This window comes from Gardnerella sp. DNF01205 (genome assembly GCF_049244135.1).
Taxonomy (GTDB): domain Bacteria; phylum Actinomycetota; class Actinomycetes; order Actinomycetales; family Bifidobacteriaceae; genus Bifidobacterium; species Bifidobacterium leopoldii.
In genome coordinates this window covers 280,654-300,310 of the sequence record NZ_CP058378.1, presented here as the reverse complement: position 1 = coordinate 300,310, position 19,657 = coordinate 280,654, and the positions used below count along the sequence as shown (strand labels likewise).

The 19,657-nt window shown below is 41.3% G+C and carries 14 protein-coding genes and 3 tRNA genes; 2 read left to right on the top strand and 15 right to left on the bottom strand.

The features are described 5' to 3' along the window. Positions 1-54: 54 nt before the first annotated feature. The 5 genes from HXT47_RS01255 to HXT47_RS01235 form a co-directional block, all read right to left on the bottom strand. Complete coding sequence (locus tag HXT47_RS01255; RefSeq protein WP_004105603.1) at positions 55-1,020, bottom strand: polyphenol oxidase family protein; 966 nt, start codon at positions 1,018-1,020, stop codon at positions 55-57. A gap of 14 nt (positions 1,021-1,034) precedes the next feature. After that, positions 1,035-1,898 carry an aldo/keto reductase gene (locus tag HXT47_RS01250; protein WP_004105605.1) on the bottom strand — a complete coding sequence of 288 codons (864 nt, stop codon included), beginning with the start codon at positions 1,896-1,898 and terminating at the stop codon, positions 1,035-1,037. 247 nt (positions 1,899-2,145) lie between these two features. Continuing rightward, positions 2,146-4,908: a polyribonucleotide nucleotidyltransferase gene (locus HXT47_RS01245; RefSeq protein ID WP_004105607.1), complete on the bottom strand. Its 2,763-nt coding sequence runs from the start codon at positions 4,906-4,908 to the stop codon at positions 2,146-2,148. 364 nt (positions 4,909-5,272) lie between these two features. Continuing rightward, positions 5,273-5,542 (bottom strand): 30S ribosomal protein S15, encoded by a 270-nt coding sequence (gene rpsO / locus HXT47_RS01240; RefSeq protein ID WP_004109774.1) that lies wholly within the window; start codon positions 5,540-5,542, stop codon positions 5,273-5,275. A 130-nt stretch (positions 5,543-5,672) separates the two neighbouring features. Continuing rightward, on the bottom strand, positions 5,673-6,416 hold the full coding sequence (locus tag HXT47_RS01235; protein ID WP_064340245.1) for a hypothetical protein: 744 nt from the start codon (positions 6,414-6,416) through the stop codon (positions 5,673-5,675). A 227-nt stretch (positions 6,417-6,643) separates the two neighbouring features. On the opposite strand from HXT47_RS01235, the gene HXT47_RS01230 reads away from it, so the two are divergent. Then, positions 6,644-7,330 carry a DedA family protein gene (locus HXT47_RS01230; RefSeq protein ID WP_004105614.1) on the top strand — a complete coding sequence of 229 codons (687 nt, stop codon included), beginning with the start codon at positions 6,644-6,646 and terminating at the stop codon, positions 7,328-7,330. A gap of 115 nt (positions 7,331-7,445) precedes the next feature. Beyond that, positions 7,446-7,518: transfer RNA gene (locus HXT47_RS01225), tRNA-Ala, on the top strand. 95 nt (positions 7,519-7,613) lie between these two features. Here the strand turns inward: HXT47_RS01225 and HXT47_RS01220 are convergent. The 10 genes from HXT47_RS01220 to HXT47_RS01175 form a co-directional block, all read right to left on the bottom strand. Next, positions 7,614-9,956 (bottom strand): hypothetical protein, encoded by a 2,343-nt coding sequence (locus HXT47_RS01220; RefSeq protein ID WP_174164253.1) that lies wholly within the window; start codon positions 9,954-9,956, stop codon positions 7,614-7,616. A gap of 27 nt (positions 9,957-9,983) precedes the next feature. Then, on the bottom strand, positions 9,984-11,897 hold the full coding sequence (locus tag HXT47_RS01215; protein ID WP_174164255.1) for a protein kinase domain-containing protein: 1,914 nt from the start codon (positions 11,895-11,897) through the stop codon (positions 9,984-9,986). A 190-nt stretch (positions 11,898-12,087) separates the two neighbouring features. Continuing rightward, positions 12,088-13,449, bottom strand: a complete 1,362-nt coding sequence (gene murA / locus HXT47_RS01210; protein ID WP_004109784.1) for a UDP-N-acetylglucosamine 1-carboxyvinyltransferase — start codon at positions 13,447-13,449, stop codon at positions 12,088-12,090. A gap of 91 nt (positions 13,450-13,540) precedes the next feature. Continuing rightward, positions 13,541-14,833, bottom strand: coding sequence for a metallophosphoesterase (locus HXT47_RS01205; RefSeq protein ID WP_421789137.1), 1,293 nt, complete (start codon positions 14,831-14,833; stop codon positions 13,541-13,543). A 549-nt stretch (positions 14,834-15,382) separates the two neighbouring features. Then, positions 15,383-15,454 (bottom strand) — tRNA-Gln (locus HXT47_RS01200). 40 nt (positions 15,455-15,494) lie between these two features. Then, positions 15,495-15,567 (bottom strand) — tRNA-Glu (locus tag HXT47_RS01195). A gap of 190 nt (positions 15,568-15,757) precedes the next feature. Then, positions 15,758-17,320 (bottom strand): glutamate--tRNA ligase, encoded by a 1,563-nt coding sequence (gene gltX / locus HXT47_RS01190; protein ID WP_100209131.1) that lies wholly within the window; start codon positions 17,318-17,320, stop codon positions 15,758-15,760. Between the two features lie 56 nt (positions 17,321-17,376). Continuing rightward, entirely contained in the window at positions 17,377-18,333 is a 957-nt protein-coding gene (locus HXT47_RS01185; RefSeq protein WP_004105628.1) for a hypothetical protein, read from the bottom strand. Positions 18,334-18,361: 28 nt separating this feature from the next. Continuing rightward, on the bottom strand, positions 18,362-19,054 hold the full coding sequence (locus tag HXT47_RS01180; RefSeq protein WP_004105630.1) for a histidine phosphatase family protein: 693 nt from the start codon (positions 19,052-19,054) through the stop codon (positions 18,362-18,364). 34 nt (positions 19,055-19,088) lie between these two features. Further along, positions 19,089-19,595, bottom strand: coding sequence for a GtrA family protein (locus HXT47_RS01175; protein ID WP_032835361.1), 507 nt, complete (start codon positions 19,593-19,595; stop codon positions 19,089-19,091). Positions 19,596-19,657 lie beyond the last annotated feature (62 nt).

The window sequence follows — 19,657 nt, the reverse complement described above, 5'->3', positions numbered from 1 at the left end:
CAACTGCACTTACTACCTAGCTCAAATACAGTACTGTTTATATAGCATATGCGCTTATTTGTCGCGAATTACTAAAGCAAGAAGTCTACCTTCATGCGATTTTCCAGCTAAACTAGCACGTCGATGAGAATACCAGAGTGGATTTTCCAAAGTGCACATTGGGTTTTGCAAATTTTGCAAACGTTCTGGCAAAGATTCACCTTCCCCATCTACTTCGCAAATCGTACGCAATTCCTCATCTTCAGATAAATATTGCGTTGCAGCTGTAACTCGCGGCAAAGCGTCAACAATATTCGCAACTCCTGCGAGTGCTAAATCAATGCGAGCAGCTTCAGCAATATCAATACCGATTCCACCGAAACGAGTTTTTGTTACAGTTTGCGGGTAACGTTTTTCAAAATCGCGCGCAATACTCTCACCAACTTCGTAGCAATCTCCACAAATACATGGACCGAGCACTGCTGTTATACGAGAACGCTCAGCTCCCTTTTCGCACATTGCTTCGATAACAGCATCAAGCACTCCAGCCATCAATCCTTTTCGCCCACAATGCGCTGCAGCGATTACTCCAGCTTCGTCGTCCGCAAGTAAAACTGGCAAACAATCTGCAGCAAACATTCCTAATGCAAGCGAGCACGCAGTTGAAACTTGCGCATCTGCTTCAATTCTCAATTGCGAATCCGCAAAACCTGTTGCATCAAAGCCGTAAGAAGTATTCCATGAATCTACTACACTATCTGCGTCAAATACTTCTCTGCTATGAACTTGAGCAACAAGCGACAAGTCAGCTTGCAAAGCTTTTTGTAAAGCTGCGCGATTGCTTGCTACAGCCTCCTCACTATCTCCTGCGCGTCCGCCTAAATTAAGTGAAGCAAATGAGCCTTCAGAAATTCCACCCAATCTAGTAGTAAAAACTGCATGAGTGTGAGTTCCTAAAGCCACCGGAATAGTCACAGGAATTGGCGTACCGTCCTCATCTTCGTGAGGCAACGGCATACCAGTTACGCTTGTTTCTTGCATTTTATTGTTTTCTTTCAGCCTAAATAAGCCAATTCTTCATTGCTTAATTGCAAATCGGAAGCTTTCAAACTATCTAAAATTGTAGCTGGTCTGTGAGCTCCAGGAATTACGAATATGTGATCGCCTTTAGCTAGTTCCCAAGCCAAAACTACTTGCTGATAGCTTACGCCATGATTTTCTGCAACTTTGCGGAATGGATCGAAAAGATGCTCGTCATAAGGATGACGGAATCCACCAAGAGGACTCCAGCAAACAAAAGCAATTCCAAGCTTTTCACAATATTGCAACGTATCTTCATTCTCTAAATGAACTGGAGAATATTGATTTTGCACTGCTACTAGCTTTTCTCCTAAAATATTGCGTGCAATATCGATTTGCTCTACAGAAGCGTTAGAAATACCGATTTCTCGAGCCACACCTTCGTCAAGCAACTGTTGCATTGCTTCAATAGACTCATTGTATGGAACTTCCGGATCTGGCCTGTGGAAGTAAAGCAAGTCAATAGTGTCAACGCCTAAAGCCATTGCAGACTCTTTAGCGTGACGAATCAAATGCTCTGGCTTACCATCCTTACCCCACGTTGGTCGTCCGTCAGTAAAGTTACGGAAGTGACCGACTTTTGTTGCAACTAAAATAGAAGATTTGTCGCCTTTCCAGCTTTCTAAAGCCTCACGAACAAGCTTTTCACCAGTTTGTTCCTCGCTGCCAGAGCAGTAATATGCCCAAGCTGTGTCAATATGCGTACAACCTGCATCAAGAGCTGCGTGAATTGTCTTAATTCCCATATCGTGACCAAGATTATTTTCTATTGTCAATGGCATTTCGCCAAAACCAATAGCGGTTGTATCAAACGAACCTAATGCGCGATGCATGACCATATTTCACCCCTATTTTGTAAGTTTTATATTTTCCGTAAGTATTTATTATTGCATTACGCTACTTTACGCAGTCACAATATTTTACTACTTTTTATATTTTATTTTATTGCACAGATTACATAAAACATTTAAATAGCTATCTAAAAGAAATGCCTCCAAACGCAAACGCAGCTTGAAGGCATTTCTACGAATATTTATTTTTTACTTAGTATCTAGCAATAATTTTGCTTTAATACTATTTGCGCGATTAATCTTCCTCAAATGGATCAAAATCGCGACGCACGCGGCGACGAGGACGCTCTGCGCGCTCTTCACGAGCCGAACGATACTCGTCATAGTGATCGTCATCAGCTGCATAACGCGGCTTTCGATCAGATACGCGACGATTTTCTGAATCTCGACGATTTGAACGATCTTCACGGTCGTCACGGTCGGCACGCTCTTCACGGTCGTCGCGATTTTCGTAACGATCGTCACGGTCATCGCGCACGCGGCGACGAGGACGCTCATCAAAATCGTTATCACTGTAACGGTCATCACGATCTGCACGACGGTCGTCGCGACGAGTGCTGCGGTCATCATAACGGTTATCGCGATCCGCGTATCGGTCATTTCGATCCATGCGATCTCGATCGTCACGATCATCGCGCATGCGGCGACGAGGACGCTCTGCACGATCCGCACGATCATGATTATCGCGATCGTCACGGCGAGAACGACGGTAATCGCCACGAGAGTCACGAGAATCGCGATCGTCGCGAGAACCGCGGGAACGATTTTCACGCACTGCTGGAGCAGAAGATTCTTGATCTTCAAAACCTGGAATAGCCAAAGAAATCTTGCCACGCTCATCTACGCTTTGTACGATAACTTCAACATTATCGCCTTCCTTCAGCACATCTTCAACAGTGTCAATGCGCTCACCATTTGCTAAATTGCGAATCTGTGAAATGTGAAGCAAACCGTCAGTTCCAGGAGTCAAATTCACAAAAGCTCCAAAACTTGTGGTCTTAACAACCTTGCCTGTAAAAGTTTCACCAGCTTTTGGCACGCGAGGATTTGCAATAGAATCGATGATTCCCTTAGCTTTCTCAGCAGCTTCGCCGCCTTCAGAAGAAATGTAAACAGTACCGTCATCTTCAATAGCGATTTCAGCACCAGTTTCTTCCTGAATTTGGTTAATCATCTTGCCCTTAGGTCCGATTACTTCACCAATCTTGTCTACAGGAATTGTGGTTGTAATAATGCGTGGAGCAAATGGGCTCATCTCAGCTGGGCAATCAATGCACTCGTTAATAACTTCAAGAATCGTTGTACGAGCTTCATGTGCCTGCTGCAAAGCGGCAGCCAAAATATCAGCTGGAATACCGTCAAGCTTCGTATCGAGCTGCAAAGCAGTGATGAATTCAGAAGTACCAGCAACCTTGAAGTCCATATCACCAAATGCATCTTCTGCACCAAGAATATCAGTCAAAGTCTTAAAGATATGCTTTCCATCAACATCGCCAGAAACTAAGCCCATAGCAATACCAGCAACTGGAGCTTTCAAAGGCACGCCAGCAGCAAGCAAAGAAAGCGTAGAAGCGCAAACGGAACCCATAGAAGTAGAACCGTTAGAACCAATAGCTTCAGACACCTGACGAATAGCGTATGGGAACTCTTCGCGTCCAGGCAATACTGGAACCAAAGCCTTCTCAGCTAAAGCACCGTGACCAATTTCACGACGCTTTGGAGAACCAACGCGACCAGTTTCACCAGTGGAGTATGGAGGCATTTCGTAGTTGTGCATATAACGCTTAGTCTGTGGACCAGAAAGCGCATCAACCTGCTGCTCCATCTTAAGCATATTCAAAGTAGTCACACCCAAAATCTGGGTTTCACCACGCTGGAAGAGTGCAGAACCGTGTACGCGAGGCACAACATCAACTTCTGCAGAAAGCGTACGAATATCGCGCAAACCACGACCATCAATACGATAATCTTCAGTCAAAATACGACGGCGAACAATTTGACGCTGCAATTCTTTAAACGCATTGCCGAGTTCCTTTTCCTTTTCGGCTTCGTCCATATCAGTGAATTCTTCAGCGATTGCAGCACGCACGCCTTCTTTAATTTCAGCGATACGATCTTGACGAGGAAGCTTTTCAGCAATAGAAAGAGCTTCATTTAAATCAGCATGAGCAATCTCGTCAATACGAGCATAAAGTTCGTCAGTATATTCTGGGAAGAGTTGGAATTCCTTAGTTTCCTTAGCTGCAATACGCTTCAACTCATTTTGAGCATCGCAAATAACCTTAATAAATGGCTTTGCAGCTTCCAAACCTCCGGCTACAACTTGCTCATCTGGCTTGGTTTGACCATCATTGTAAATCAAATTCCAAGCATTCTTACCAGCACCAGCTTCAATCATTGCAATAGCAACATCGCCATTTTCAATCACACGACCAGCCACAACAATTTCAAATACTGCACGCTCGCGCTCACTCCAACGTGGGAAAGCAACCCACTGGCCATCAATCAAAGCCAAACGAACGCCGGAAACTGGACCCTCAAATGGCAAGCCAGAAATCATAGTAGATGCAGACGCCGCATTCAAAGCAATAACATCGTAAGCATCATCTGGATTAATTGCCAAAATTGTTTCAACAACTTGCACTTCGTTACGTAAAGTGTGTGGGAACAATGGACGCAACGGGCGATCAATAATACGGCATGCCAACGTTGCTTCGTTAGAAGGACGACCTTCACGGCGGAAGAACGAACCTGGAATCTTTCCAGCAGCATACATTTTTTCTTCCACATCAACAGTCAATGGGAAGAAGTCGTAATTTTCCTTCGGGCTAGATCCTGCAGTCGTCGTCGACAAAATCATGGAATCGTCATCCAAATATGCGGCAACAGCACCATCTGCTTGCTGAGCAAGTCGACCAGTTTCAAAGCGTAGCGTACGCTTACCAAATGAACCATTATCAATAACGGCTTCTACAGCCTTAATTTCGGGACCCTCCACGGGTTCCTCCTTTTCTTAACTTACCTAATCAACCAACATGCGTAATAACATTGACGACTTCGCATTATTACCTATATGCGAATATTTGCACTCTTTGCAACACTTGCGTTACGTCAATATTTCGTAGTGTTTTTTGTTTCGGTTACTTCAATCATCCGTATTAAGTTATGCTTCAATTTTCAATTATGTGTTGAATTATTTGTTAATTCTTTTTAGTTATCAATTACTTTTTAATTATAAATTTTAAATATTGCCCACTACACTTTCCCCAAATATTGCGCATGAGTGAACAATTTATACATTTAACAATTAAGCAAAACGTATAAATAATACAAAAGCCCGAGCTTAAGCCCGGGCAATAAGACTATCGACGCAAGCCGAGTCGTTCAATCAAAGAACGATAACGGTTGATATCAACACGCTTCAAGTAATCGAGAAGACGACGACGATCACCAACCATAAGCAACAAACCACGACGAGAATGATGATCGTGCTTGTGCTCCTTCAAGTGCTCAGTAAGGTCAGCAATGCGCTTGCTAAGCAAAGCGACCTGCACTTCTGGGGAACCCGTGTCACCCTCGTGCGTCGCGTATTCGTTGATAATGTTCTTCTTATCTTCAGCCGTTAATGCCACGGCGTCCTCCTTAATATCACTGCGCGGTGCCACAACCTTCTGCTGTAGCGCTCTCAATCCGCGGGCGTTACACGCCAAATATCTATTGTACAACCACTTGCAAACAACTCATTTTCGCAAAATCTAAATATTACATTGCTGTCAAAAAACCACCAAAAATAACCGCTAATATTGCCAAAACCTCAATCGCATAAAACATTATGAACGACGCCCAACTACGCGTAAGAACATTCAAAGCCGAGGTTTTAGGAACAATGACAAGCAAACCAACAAAAATGACAGCAAATACAGCTACTCCAATACCTGCAGAAATAATGCCAAGATTTGCCGCATTCGCTAAACCTGAAGCGTGACCATAAACCACATACGTCGAATACCAAAAGCTCATGTTTAGCATGCATAATCCGGCAATAAGTTGTTCTAAAGCCAGAAAAACAGCAAACATTATCCGCCAAATCCAACGATGAGTGTCAATTAACGCCATAGCAAGACTTGTAAAAGCAGACACTGTGATTACCCACGAAATAAAAACAACACCTTGCGAAGATAATCCAGAGCAATGCGAAATAACCCACGAAGTATGACGAGCTGCCATAGTGCGACCAATCCAATACGGAATAACAATAGCAACAAGCAGAACGCCAAAATAAATCCACCAATTCTTTGGATTAGAATGCTTACGAGAAAAATCAGCAATCGATAGGTCTGTTTCCGGCAAACCAATGTTTAAATATTCGTCAGGAATTTTGCTTTTCGAATCATCATTCTTTTTCGGAACTTCATTAGCATTGATTACGCGAGCAGAACGTTTTCTAGGCTTTAGCGGAGCAAAACTTTGTGGATGTTCACCATCATGCTCATCATTTAACTTCATGCGTTACTTCTCCTGCCAATCTTTAATCGCCAAGCAATTTCTCAAGTTTTAACCATGCAACATTACATTACTAATTATTATTGTATGTTATAACGCAATTAACTGATAGCGTGTGCACAAAAAGTGTCAACCGTTTATGGCGACTGCTAGGCTCAAAATAACAGTTGTTTCGCTTGATTTTTAATTAACAAGCGTCACTAAATACGCAAAATTTATGACAGGACATTATGGGATTTATTCATTTTATTGTTAACCTACTCAAGGATCCACGCTCAGCTATTGCAAGTTGGATTGCAATGGGCACAGCTCCAGCATTAGGCCTTATTTTTCTCATTGTTTTTATTGAAACAGGCGTAGTATTCTTCCCATTCCTCCCAGGAGATTCACTTCTTTTTGCAGCAGGCTTTTTTGCAGCTCCTGACGCTCAAACAGGTCATAGCGCGCTTCCACTTCCACTATTACTTGCCGTAGTGTGGCTAGCCCCAATTATTGGCGATCAGTGCAATTACTTTATTGGTCATTTCTTCGGACGAAAGATTGTAGAATCTGGGAAAGTAAAAGCGCTCACTCCAGAACGAGTTGCAAAAACCGAAAAAATGATTGATAAATGGGGTCCGCTGGCAGTATTCTTGGGTAGATTCTTCCCATTCATACGCACTTTTATGCCGTTTATTTCCGGAATTTCTGGAATGCGTTGGATACGCTTCACACCATTTTCTGTACTAGGCGGTCTCATTTGGTCGTCGCTTTTCACATTTCTTGGATATTTCTTCGGCAAGATTGATTTCGTACAGAAGAATTTTGAATTAGTAATTGTTGCAATTTTGCTTATTTCGCTTGTGCCAACTTTTATTGGTTTATACAAAGCACACAAAGCAAAGAAAACAGCAAAACTTAATAAAGAAAACAAATAAACTAGTATTTTAACTTACGACACTCAAGCACGCTGCACTACAAGAAATGTTGTTTTTATACAAGCTTTGTAGTACAGTGTGCAGAGTTGTCGTAAGATGATTTGTCTTAGACATTGGGGCTATAGCTCAGTTGGTAGAGCGCTTCGTTCGCATCGAAGAGGTCGTGGTTTCGATTACCATTAGCTCCACTAAGCCCACTGCATTCATTCCACCGCAGTGGGCTTTTTATTTTCTTGCACAATGCCTATCAAATCTATCGAAACTATCAAAACCATTAAAACTATTAAAACAGCTTACTTACGTTAATTTTCTTTTTAAAAATAATGCTAATTCCTAATACAGCACAAAGAATTGCTATAATTCCAGCACAAATATAAGCCACAATTCCTATATAATTTACCGAGTTTCGTTTAAAGGAATCAGCATTTTCAAAAGATTTTTCCGATTTTTTCACTTGCGAACGAGCTATCCAATCATCGTTATCGGAGCTATTGTCGGAGCCATCATCTGAACCATCATCAGAACTATCAGTGTCTTTACTCTCGCTATTTTTAGATTTTTTATCTGCTTCAGATTTTTTTACAAGCTTATTTGCAATAGAAACAATTTTTACATTTTTATATTGCAAAGCTGTTATATTTCCCGCATAATCTGCAGCTTTTACTAATACGTCATGAGTAAAACCGTCTGGTTTTAGTTTTGTAGATAAAACTGATTTATTCACATCTTTACCGTTCCAAATATGATTTGTTTTACCATCAACATCGATCGTTACATATTGCAATGCTATGTTATCTTTTGCACTAATACGTAAAGTTTTTCCTTCTTTATTAGTGTGATAAGTAGAATTATTTTGCATATCAAACACTGTTGCGATTGGAGCAAGATTATCTACTGTAAATTGCACGGAAGCTGGTGCAAATTGCAACATTCCTTCTTTTTTGCTAACTGCATTTTCGCTACAAGAATGATTTCCTGCCTTGTCGACTGACATAACACGTACACGATAATGAGCATTATCGGCAAAATTCCGTTTAAAAATAGTGTAAGTCAATCGTTGCCAGCCATGATCTATGCGACTGTTTACAGAAAAATCCTGTTTTGACAAAATCTTCTCTACACCGTCTTGCATAACACTAATTTTTGCAGGACTTGCCAATCCGCTAGGATTGAGTTCTTCAATATGAATATCTTTAGCATTTTGCAATTGTTTACGATTCATTGCTTTAGTGGAACTATCTATACTAAATGATGAACCGCTTCTATTTATAGAAAATTGCAACTTACCAGAAATAACATGATCTACTAAATCTTTAGCACTCCACTGAAGTTGATACACATCATCGTCTTGAATTCCATTATAAAAACCTGCGTATTGCACACTTACGCTTTGCGAATCGGCTTTTCTAGGCACAAAAGAACGCAATTCCTTAGCATATCGCATTCTTCTCAGAGAATACGTTACGCTTTCAGGTTTTAACCAACGATCTTTTATAACTAATGTTGGAACTACAGCATGAGAATATGCTCCGCCTTGTTGCACTCCAGTAATAGAAACAGTTGGCGCAAGCGTATCAATAATGAATTTATTACTGATAGAAGAACTCACATTACCTGATAGATCTTCAACACAATAGCGAACATTCCAAGAAGCATCCCCCGAAAAAGAAACATCAGCATACCACATATTTGTATGCACGCCATCGTTTTTAAAGCTTTTAGCTGTAAGTACCATAACCTGTTTACCATCAGCAAAAACTTTCGCAATAGGATAAGAATCATGAAGCAAATACGAGAAAACGAACGAATCATCCTGTATTAATATTCTTGAAGCTCGATTATTACGAAAATATTTGCCTTCATACGATGCGTTGTTATCATAGCTAACACTCAAGCGAGGAGCAATTTTATCAATAACAATATATCGTGAACGCTTGCTATAAGAGTTATCTTTTGTTAAATCTGAGGCATTCAGAACTGAATCAGGAATGCTTAATATTGGCTTACGAGAGCACAATTTGTTGCCAGAAAGTCTATTTTCATTAGAAATATAGTTAGTTTGCTTTGAAACATGAGGATTAGAGTCAACTCCTCCCCATATGCGTTTAGGATGCATTGTTACAGCAGCAAGTCTTATAGAGATATCTTGCAAATCATATATTCCTTCTTTTTGCAATTCAACTCTTACTATTCCTAATACTCGAGGTCGGATCTTATAACGAATATTAACTAGCGACGACACCGCCTCAATCTTAGCTAAATCAGCTTTGGCACTCACTATTTGATATCTTCCAACGCTAACAGTAGCTTTATGCGCGTTCCTAATTTCCGAAGCGTCCAATCCATCAAAAGTTATAAGTAGCGAAGCAGAACGTTTAGTAAACATGTACTCGCCTTGAGTGCGAACAGTTTTCTGTTTTGTCATAACAGAAACATTTGCTATATGCAATCCTTTGGCTGCGTTATAGCTGTTTTTCGCATACGCAATAGAATTAAGTGGCAATAATGCAGCAACTATAGCAACACTAATAAATGCAATAATCCCAATATAGACACCAATGCGAGCGCAACCGCATTTAAGTCGCTTGAAAAAACACATATCCCCCAAATTTCTTTGTTTACACATTTATTCCCCCCTTTTTTATTATTTCTTTTATTTCTTTTGCAAAAAAGCTAGATTAATTTCGTCTTGAACTTTTTTGACACTGTCGATTGCGTTTTTCTTTCTACTTACAGCTTCATCATTTGACACATGCGCTTGTTTAAGAAGATATTCTGCCTTTTCGCACATTTGCTGAATTTCTTGTTTACTGGATCCACTTTCTAGGAACATTGGCAACCACGAATGAATTGATTGCAAAACTAGTTCTCCAGTATCCACGAATAAGACGTCTCCGTGATCTTTCTCAACAATTTGCATTAACTGCTGTAATTGATTCACATAATTTTTATATCTTTCTACGCTTGCACAATCTTTAGAAACATCAACAAGTTGCGCATAAGCGTCAGAAATAGCGATGTACGCGCTTAACATTTTTTGATTTGAAACAGTATGCGATATGTCATCAGAATTAGTTTCTACAGTTTGCGAAGACGTTTCATTCGCATCCTTCTCATATTTTTGAGCCTCTTGGAACCATACTTTTGCTACTCGCATACGAGATAATCGTTCTGTTTGCGAAACTTTTCCAGAAAATCCTGCAAAATAGTACCAATACGCTTTGCCTATTTCTATAGAAATATTCGACCAATCTTTATTTACAGGACGCAAGTTTTGCTCGTATTTATTAATCAAACCAACAAAACATTGCTCTTCGTTGACACTCCATTGCTGATCTGCAAGTTGAATTTGCAATAAAATTTGGAGAGGTTTAAATGACATTTTGCTTATATATTTCTTATTGCGCATGCTATTTTGCACTTGCATTGCATGAGAAATATATCGACACGCAATATCCGAATTGCTTTCACGCTCAGCTAATTGCATGTAAGAATCGTAACTTTTATTATTTTTGCGTATTGCTTCAATTCTTTTACTACTTGGCTCACCATTAAAAGATTGCTTATTTCGATTTACAAAAGCATTCCCCACAAATAAACCTAAGCAGTTGAATAAAATTACTATAAAAACTAGCACTATAACAATTAATGCCGTAATTGCATAGCGCTTTTTTCCAGGCTTAGAACTATTTTTGCATTGTTTACGTCGCAATACATTCGTAGAGGTGTCGCATTGTTGTGAATGTTTTTCTGTATGCTCACACGCTTCCAGTGCAGAAAACATTTCTTCGCAATCTTTATATCTATGAGATGGTTTAGTAGCTGTAGCTATTGCGAGCACAGACACCAATTGTTCTACTACTTCACGATTCTCATGAGGCAATAGTACAGCAGATTGCACGTCTGTTTTAGACACTTCAGCTGGCAATAATGCGTAACGCAATGTCATTCCAATCGAATACACATCGCTTGAAGTAGTTGCTGCAGAGTTTTCATTCAAAATTTCAGGAGCAGTAAAAATATTAGTAGCAAATCGAGCGTCGCACTGGTCTATTGTGCGTAAATCAAGCACTCCCCCGTTTGCATATAATTGCGTTGCAGCACCAAAATCAATCAAACGGACTGTGCCATCTTCTGAAATCATAACCTGAGAAGGCTTAAGATCACCGTATATAATTGGCGGATAATGCGAATGTAAATAAGAAAGTATTGAGCAAAGTTGCATACCTAAATCAAGAACAATTTCAACATTTTGCAATCCAGATTCTTCTACAATAGATTTTAAAGAACGCCCCTTTACATAATCGCGAACAGCATAAGCTCTACCATTTTCTTCAAAAAAATCAACAATTCGCGGAATAGCTGGATGATCGCATTCCTTTAAAACATTCGCTTCAGCGCGTAAGGATTGAATAATATGCTGTTGATACTCTTCGTCTCCTTGCAGAAGCGTTTCTTTAACAGCCCATTGCTTGTGCAAAACGGTGTCAACAGCAAGAAAGACTGTTGAAGTGCCACCACGCCCCAGCTCACCAAGCAGCTGATAGCGTCCGCCTACACAAACCATCGTTACGCCTCCGCAATATTGAAAACTACAACTACTCATCAAATATTTCAGTTAATTTTTTGAGTAATTGAATTACAGTTGCGACTACTGTACCGATAAATTTATGCGTAAAAAAGCTTTTTATAGCATTGTGGATAAAAGCTTATAAACCTACAAAACTCACGTTTTGTAGAAGAAGTAGAAGAATATATCAGTCAATATTAGCGCCCAAAGCTAAAAGTTTGCCTCTAAAATCTGCATATCCTCGATCAATTAGCGAAATTCCGCGCACATTCGACGGACCTTGAGCAGTAAGAGCTGCAATCAAATGGCTAAAGCCTCCGCGCAAATCAGGTACGTCAATATCTTGACCTGTCAACGGAGTAGGTCCGAAAATAACTGCAGAATGCTTGTAATTGCGCTGCTGGAACCTGCAAGGAAGCGAACCTAAGCATTCACGATAAAGCTGAATCATAGCTCCCATTTGCACAAGTGGCTTCGTGAAGCCAAAACGATTTTCATAAACAGTTTCATGCACAATACTCAAGCCCTTCGCTTGAGTAAGCGCAACAACAAGAGGCTGCTGCCAATCAGTCATAAAACCAGGATGTACATCGGTTTCAATAGCAACAGGATGCAAATCCCCACCCGGATGCCAAAAACGAATTCCTTTATCTGTAACATCAAACTGTCCGCCAACTTTACGGAACACGTTTAAGAAAGTCATCATTTCTGGCTGAGTTGCGCCCTTAATAAACACATCTCCGTGTGTTGCAAGAGCAGCAGAAGCCCAAGAAGCTGCTTCAATGCGATCAGTTAATGACGTATGAGTGTATCCTTGAAGCTCTTTTACTCCTTCAATACGGAAAGTACGGTCAACGTCTACAGAAATAATCGCACCCATCTTTTGCAAAACGGCTACCAAATCCATGATTTCTGGCTCAATTGCAGCTCCGGAAAGCTCTGTACGACCTTCTGCAAGAACCGCTGCAAGCAAAGTCTGCTCGGTTGCACCGACAGAAGGATAAGGCAAATGAATTTTAGTGCCATGTAAGCCATTAGGTGCAGTAATATGTATACCATCCTCATGATCTTTATCTACATTTGCACCAAGTTTACGCAACGTCTCAAGATGAAAATCAATTGGACGACCACCAATATTGCATCCTCCAAGCGCAGGAATAAACGCTTCTCCAAGACGATGAAGAAGAGGACCAGAAAAAAGAATTGGAATACGAGACGAACCAGAAAGAGTGTCGACGTCAGCTACATCTGCGAGCTGCACTTTTGTGGCATCAATTGTCACAATGCCTTCAGGCCCATTAACCTCAACGTCAACACCATGCAAACGCAACAGATCAGAAACTACATGAACATCGCGAATTTCAGGAACGTTTTTTAGAACAGACTTACCTGGTGCCAACAAAGCTGCAACCATAGCTTTGCTAACAAAGTTTTTTGCGCCACGCACTTTAATAGTGCCATTAAGCGGCTTACCACCTTCTACATGCAACACATCTGCAGCGTCAATGCCACTATTGTTGTTCTGTTCAGCCGTATTGTGTGCGGACACATTTACCTCTTTCGTTCGCGCTAAAACACTATTCACTATAATACCGGCATATTTGCCAACGCGCTCATGCAATCTATTAAAACTGATTAAATTAGCGCGTAGATCGTTGACGCCATCGACGAATCAATCTAGTAAGCAATGATGGTTTACGCAATAAATCTACTTCTGGCAATTCATGCTCAGACTCAGCTGTAAGAGCATAAGTATAGGCTTTTTTGGAAGAAGGTTTGCCAACAAGATTCCCAAATTCAAGCATTTGCGTACGCGGTTCAAACGGATGACGAATATCAAATTCGAGCAAGCGCACGCCTCTTTTAGCAGGTTCAGGGCCGTAAGATCCAAAACCACATGTAGGAGTAGCAACAAATAGCATATTACTCTCGGGATCTTTAGCTGCGAAAGAATTGCGGTGATCGTGACCGGCAATTAGCGCAAAAGCTCCGGCATCAAGCAAAGCAGCATATTCGCCACTATCGACGTCAGGGCAGCTAATTCCTTCACCTAAATACCCATCGGGCAGAACATGTTTTTCGTCAAGAGCATAATAGCGGCCAGCAAAAGTACGATACCCCTCGATAGCATGTTCGCGCGCAGCAAGTTCTTGCGGAACTTCACGAAGAACACGATAATATTGCGGCAATGGAAAATGCTGAAAAACACAAATATGCTCAGGCAAATAAGAAGAAAGACCAGAAATAAACTCGATAGTTTTTTTAGAAGGGCTACCATAGCCGCCTGATTTAGCATAATCTCCAGAATCAACTAAAACTATTGAAAAAACAACCTTTTCATGCTTTTCATCCATAACAGGCAAGGCAAAAGTACCAGGCTCGCATGTAAAAATAATCTGCTTTGGCAACACACATTTTGTCGATTGCATAGCACTTGCAGAAGATGTACTAGAAGCACTACGATTCATGCAACATGGAAAATCTTGATATATCTTATCAAGCTCTTCATTATTTAGACCGCACTGGAAATCATGATTACCATAAGTAACAACCCATGGAATACTGCGATCTTCTAGTGGCTTCATTAACTTAGCAACGAATTCGTGCACTTTATCAACCAATTGCTTCTTATCAGAAGACGAAATATCGGAAGATTCCTGCCAGCGTCTACGCTGAAAAGTTTTTGCAAATACTTTTTCATAACCTGCAATCTGGTTTCCGCTAAAAACTACAAGATCTGGTCGCACAGCATCGCAAGCAGAAGCAATAAGTCGAATAGTATCTTGTGAAATACGTAGCCCATCTTGAACATCTGCACACTGAAGCACTCGGAATTTACCAGAAAGATGGAACTGCAAACGTCCTAAACGCGCCGAAACAGATAAAGGAAGTGCCGCAGATGCATTAGCTTCGGATTGTGCAGAATCAGTCATACTTTAAGCATACGGCAGATATGCCGCGACTCACTCAATTTTGTTCGCAAGTTTACATAAATTATTTACATTCAAAAATACTAAATTAAGCAAATACTGATAAGAAATAACCCAAAAGCGATAAAAACGTGCAATTTCAGTAAAATAGTTACAAATTCACAGACAATTCACAGGTAATCGCATTACTGCACTCAGCATAAGGTGGTTATTATATATACATCAAAAGGAAATAAACTACAAGCAAGTAGTTGAATTTGACTTTAATAACTTAAACCTCTCTTCTTCTCTTCTTTCTCTAACCCCGGTCACGCACCGGGGTTTTTGATTTTAAGGCTGCATAAGAAGCGTGCGGCAAGCGTAGTAAACGGGATAAGCGTGTACAAGCGCGGTAAACGGCAAAAACTGAGCACGCATGTAAAGAAACTGCCGTTTTATCACCTTAATCCGACCAAAACTTTACAGCCGCGTAAAGAAAAGGTCGCGCGCTGAGGCAAATCGCAGGAATACAGATAGATAACAAAAAAGCCCTCGTTCTACGAGAGCTATTCGCTGGGGTACCTGGACTCGAACCAAGAATGGATGAACCAGAATCACCTGTGTTGCCAATTACACCATACCCCAATTGGCAGGCTTCGCGGCTCTTGGGACCGTTCCGTCTTCGTACCCCCGACCGGATTTGAACCGGTGTTGGCGCCGTGAGAGGGCGTAGTCCTAGACCGCTAGACGACGGGGGCTTTCATTTATCAGCTACGCCTCTTGACGCAACAAATAGCGACTTTACAACATAACAACTCAATACGCAACCGCGGCGTGTCGAAAATATATTAAACGAAACATAAAACAAATAAAAAAGCGGGAACGTAGCAATAGTGCCACGTTCCCACCTTGTTCAAATTTTATTTGAGCTTATAAATTATTGGTGATTTACAAATGCTCACGCAATCCAGCTAAACGCGCCAAAGTCACGTCTTTGCCCACGATTTCCATGGACTCAAACAGTGGCGGAGAAACGCGACGGCCAGAAAGTGCAACTCGCACAGGACCAAATGCCAAGCGCGGCTTGTAACCAGCTTCCTCAACAAGCTTCTTATTCAAAAGCTCATGCAAGGAATCAGTATGCCAATCAGCGGCATCAACACCCTTCAAAGCAGCGAGCGCAGCGTCAAGAACCTCGCCTGCAGATTCCTTCAACTGTTTACGAGCGTCGTCATCTGGAGCAATGTAGCCATCTTCGCTTAACAGGCTTCCAACCATTCCAGCGACTTCACCAAGCAAACGCACGCGAGGCTGTACAAGAGGAGCTGCAGCTGTGAGTACTTCACGCTCACGGTCAGTTAACGCATCCCAATTATCTGCGCTAACTACGCCATCCTTATGCAAGTAAGGCACAGAACGATTCAAGAAATCTTGCGGATCGAGCATACGAATATGCTCAGCGTTGATGGAAATCGCCTTGTCTAAGTCAAAGTGTGCAGGATTTGCCTTAACGTCTCGCACATCGAACTTTTCAATCATTTCGTCCATAGTGAACACGTCACGATCAGGAGCGATCGACCAGCCAAGCAAAGCCAAGTAGTTCAGTAAGCCTTCTGGAATAAATCCGTTATCTCTATGCAAGAACAAGTTGGACTCAGGGTCTCTCTTGGAAAGCTTCTTCTTACCTTCGCCCATAACGTAAGGCATATGGCCGTAAAGTGGAGTTTCCTTAGCAATGCCCATCTCCATAAGGTAACGGTAAAGCACAATCTGACGAGGCGTGGAGCTAAGAATATCTTCACCGCGCAAAACAACGTTCACATCCATTAACGCATCGTCAACAGGGTTTGTAAGCGTATAAAGTGGATCGCCATTCGGGCGCACAATCACATAATCTGGAACAGATCCAGCTTTAAAGGTGATTTCGCCACGAATTAAATCGTTAAAAGTAATGTCTTCATTTGGCATCTTCAAGCGAAGTGCAGGTTTGCGACCTTCGTCGCGGAAAGCTTGCTTCTGTTCTTCCGTAAGATTGCGATCGTAGCCATCGTAACCAAATTCAGCAGGACGGCCAGCAGCAATATTACGCTCCTTAATTTCTTCAGGAGTAGAGAAGGATTCATAAGCGTATCCTGCTTCAAAAAGCTTTTGTGCTACGTCTTTATAAATTTCCATGCGCTGGGACTGGCGATACGGTCCGTTATCTCCACCAACATCAATGCCCTCGTCCCAATCAATATTGAGCCAACGAAGAGCCTCAATAATCTGCTGGTAGCTTTCCTCACTATCGCGCTCATTATCGGTATCTTCAATACGGAACAGCAATTTGCCGTGAGTATGGCGAGCCTCCGCCCAGTTAAATAGCGCGGTACGAACCATACCTACGTGAGGTGTACCGGTTGGCGAAGGGCAAAAACGCACGCGAACATTCTTTGGAAGTTCAGGCTTTGCGGATTTTGTTGCATTATTAGCAACTTCTTGAGTTTCCTCGATATCAGTCATAGGTTCCATTGTGCCGCGCGTTACGGACGTGCAGCATTCGCATCAAACATAAGTCAACCTAAAAACTAATCAAGCGCCTGCGTAGATTCTTTATTACCCTCAACGTGCGCAAACTTCGCAGCAAGAGCCTCGCGGGACTTTCTATCATCCTCTTCTTTTGCGAGCTTCTTCGCAACTTCAGGATCCCACAGCACGTCTTCACGATGCTTTTCCCACTCTGAAATAAGCAGCGGCGAAATAAAATTGACCAACGCACTTATATCACAATTACACTTATCACTAGAATTGCGCACACAATCAACAATCTCACGCCATTGAGCATCCTTGAACATCATTCGCGGCAAACCAGCACACTCACATATTTCGTTAATATATAAGAAGATTGGTAAAGTTTCGCAAATCTCGTTAGTTTTTTTAATTAGATTTGTTAATAAGCTTAAAACTACAATAATTTTTTGCGTTTCCAATGATTTATTTTCATAACAAGAAACCATTTGTTTCGCATAATTAATTGCAAAGTCGATATTGTTAATACTCCAATTACCTTCAACATTTAACGTATCGGCTGCTGCATTTATTGCATTAGAATCTTCGGCAGAATGAGATGCAATCTTACTAAAAATAGAATTTATATTATTACTATTTTCTAGTATTTCTTCTTCTGGTTCATCATAGTTAGGCTCATAGCATGAATCCATATTGTCGTAAGCATCGGCGGCAGCAAGTAGCGCGTCTACTATTTCTTGCGGACGTCCAGGAATTTCATCCGCGCCTTCATACACAAATTCAGCATCCGGAACGGTAACGTCAAGATTCGTGAGTATTCGTGCTATTGCTCGCATTGAGCGCACCTCAAGATTTTCCGCATATTTTGCGTCGTTATCTAAATGTCGCGCTTCCGTCAATGGCCATAATTCTGTTAGTTTTGCGGCAGATTGCGCTGCATCATTCAGCATTAGCATACTTTTTTCATTATTTTTAATATCTTCAGAATCTTTGACAGAATCAACAGAATTAACCATTTCAATGCTCCTTCGCATTATATGTTACTTACTTCACTCGCCCAGCAGGATCAACATACGTAATTGAAAGCACACGCAAAGTCTCACAATCGTAAGTAATAGAAGTAATCGAAGCTAAAGCCGTGTGACGAAGAAGCATATTATGTTCAGCGTGACCGGTTTCCAGTAGGTGTCTATAAGACCAGATTGGCGACTCATGAGTAACTGCAACGATTTGCTCACCAGGATGCTTACGAACCTGCTCGCGCACAAAATCACCAACGCGAGTAGCAATACTGCGGTAGCTTTCTCCCCAACTTGGCTTCCACAAATTCGCAACAAGCTTCCAATTGTCGTTTTTCCACAGCGCGCCTTCACCGTAGCCTATGCGTTTTCCGCGGAAATTATTTCCAGCTTCAATTAAGCGTTTATCTAAAATAATGTCGCTTTCTTGAGATTGCGCAGAATCTTCATCACAGTGCGCTTTTACATAGGCAGAATCTGCAATATTGCGCAAAGCATTTTCGATTTCACGCGCTGTTTCACGAGTCCGCTCAAGAGGAGACGAATAAATTGCAGTAATTCCGCGCATTTGCGGAACAGTGGCAATATATTTTGCTGTAGCTTGCGCCATCCTCACTCCGCGAGCCGAAAGATGAAATCCAGGAAGACGCTCATACAACACGTGATTTGGATTATCAACTTCTCCATGACGCACAAAATGAATTGTCGTAGCTGGCATTGCGTTCTACTTTCTGTTTAAAAGATTAAACCAATTACTTGCGGTTTTTTGTATGATTAAGCGACCACATTCCCAAGCGGTGAGCAAAACTCGTATCTTCTTGCGCAACATACCCAGGCTGTTGAGATTTAGTATCATCGAGCAGCCACTTTCGTATAACAAAATTCCACACAGCAACAACAACAGTAGCTACAAGTTTTCCTATATTTGTGCGCAAAACGTATACTGCAGATCCGCGTAAAGTTTCAGCCATTCCTAACGTACTAGCCCAAATAATCAAATCGTTTATAAGCAAACCTATGACTGCGGAAATAACAAAAATCAGAAGCTCCATCCACTTTGCCATATCTTCACGATGTTTAAAGACGTATTTCATACTGGCAATATAGTTGAAGATAAGTGAGATTACGAAAGAAATCGTACCCGCAACCACATTATTTAAGTGCGCAAGCATTAATAAATTGAGTAGCGCAACGTCAATAATAAGGGCAATAATGCCCACAATTCCAAACTTTACAACCTGTTCAATAAGCTTTTTCATAATATCCATTAAACACGCGGCTGCTAACAAATAACATATATAATTGTTACGTAATAAAGCTT

Coding starts and splice junctions, on each gene's coding strand:
- HXT47_RS01235 (WP_064340245.1), bottom strand. CDS start 6,416: ATGAAGTTAAATGATGAGCATGATGGTGAACATCCACAAAGTTTTGCT.
- gltX (WP_100209131.1), bottom strand. CDS start 17,320: ATGGAACCTATGACTGATATCGAGGAAACTCAAGAAGTTGCTAATAAT.
- HXT47_RS01255 (WP_004105603.1), bottom strand. CDS start 1,020: ATGCAAGAAACAAGCGTAACTGGTATGCCGTTGCCTCACGAAGATGAG.
- HXT47_RS01180 (WP_004105630.1), bottom strand. CDS start 19,054: ATGCCAGCTACGACAATTCATTTTGTGCGTCATGGAGAAGTTGATAAT.
- HXT47_RS01175 (WP_032835361.1), bottom strand. CDS start 19,595: ATGAAAAAGCTTATTGAACAGGTTGTAAAGTTTGGAATTGTGGGCATT.
- HXT47_RS01205 (WP_421789137.1), bottom strand. CDS start 14,833: ATGACTGATTCTGCACAATCCGAAGCTAATGCATCTGCGGCACTTCCT.
- HXT47_RS01220 (WP_174164253.1), bottom strand. CDS start 9,956: ATGTGTAAACAAAGAAATTTGGGGGATATGTGTTTTTTCAAGCGACTT.
- HXT47_RS01185 (WP_004105628.1), bottom strand. CDS start 18,333: ATGGTTAATTCTGTTGATTCTGTCAAAGATTCTGAAGATATTAAAAAT.
- HXT47_RS01230 (WP_004105614.1), top strand. CDS start 6,644: ATGGGATTTATTCATTTTATTGTTAACCTACTCAAGGATCCACGCTCA.
- HXT47_RS01215 (WP_174164255.1), bottom strand. CDS start 11,897: ATGGTTTGTGTAGGCGGACGCTATCAGCTGCTTGGTGAGCTGGGGCGT.
- HXT47_RS01250 (WP_004105605.1), bottom strand. CDS start 1,898: ATGGTCATGCATCGCGCATTAGGTTCGTTTGATACAACCGCTATTGGT.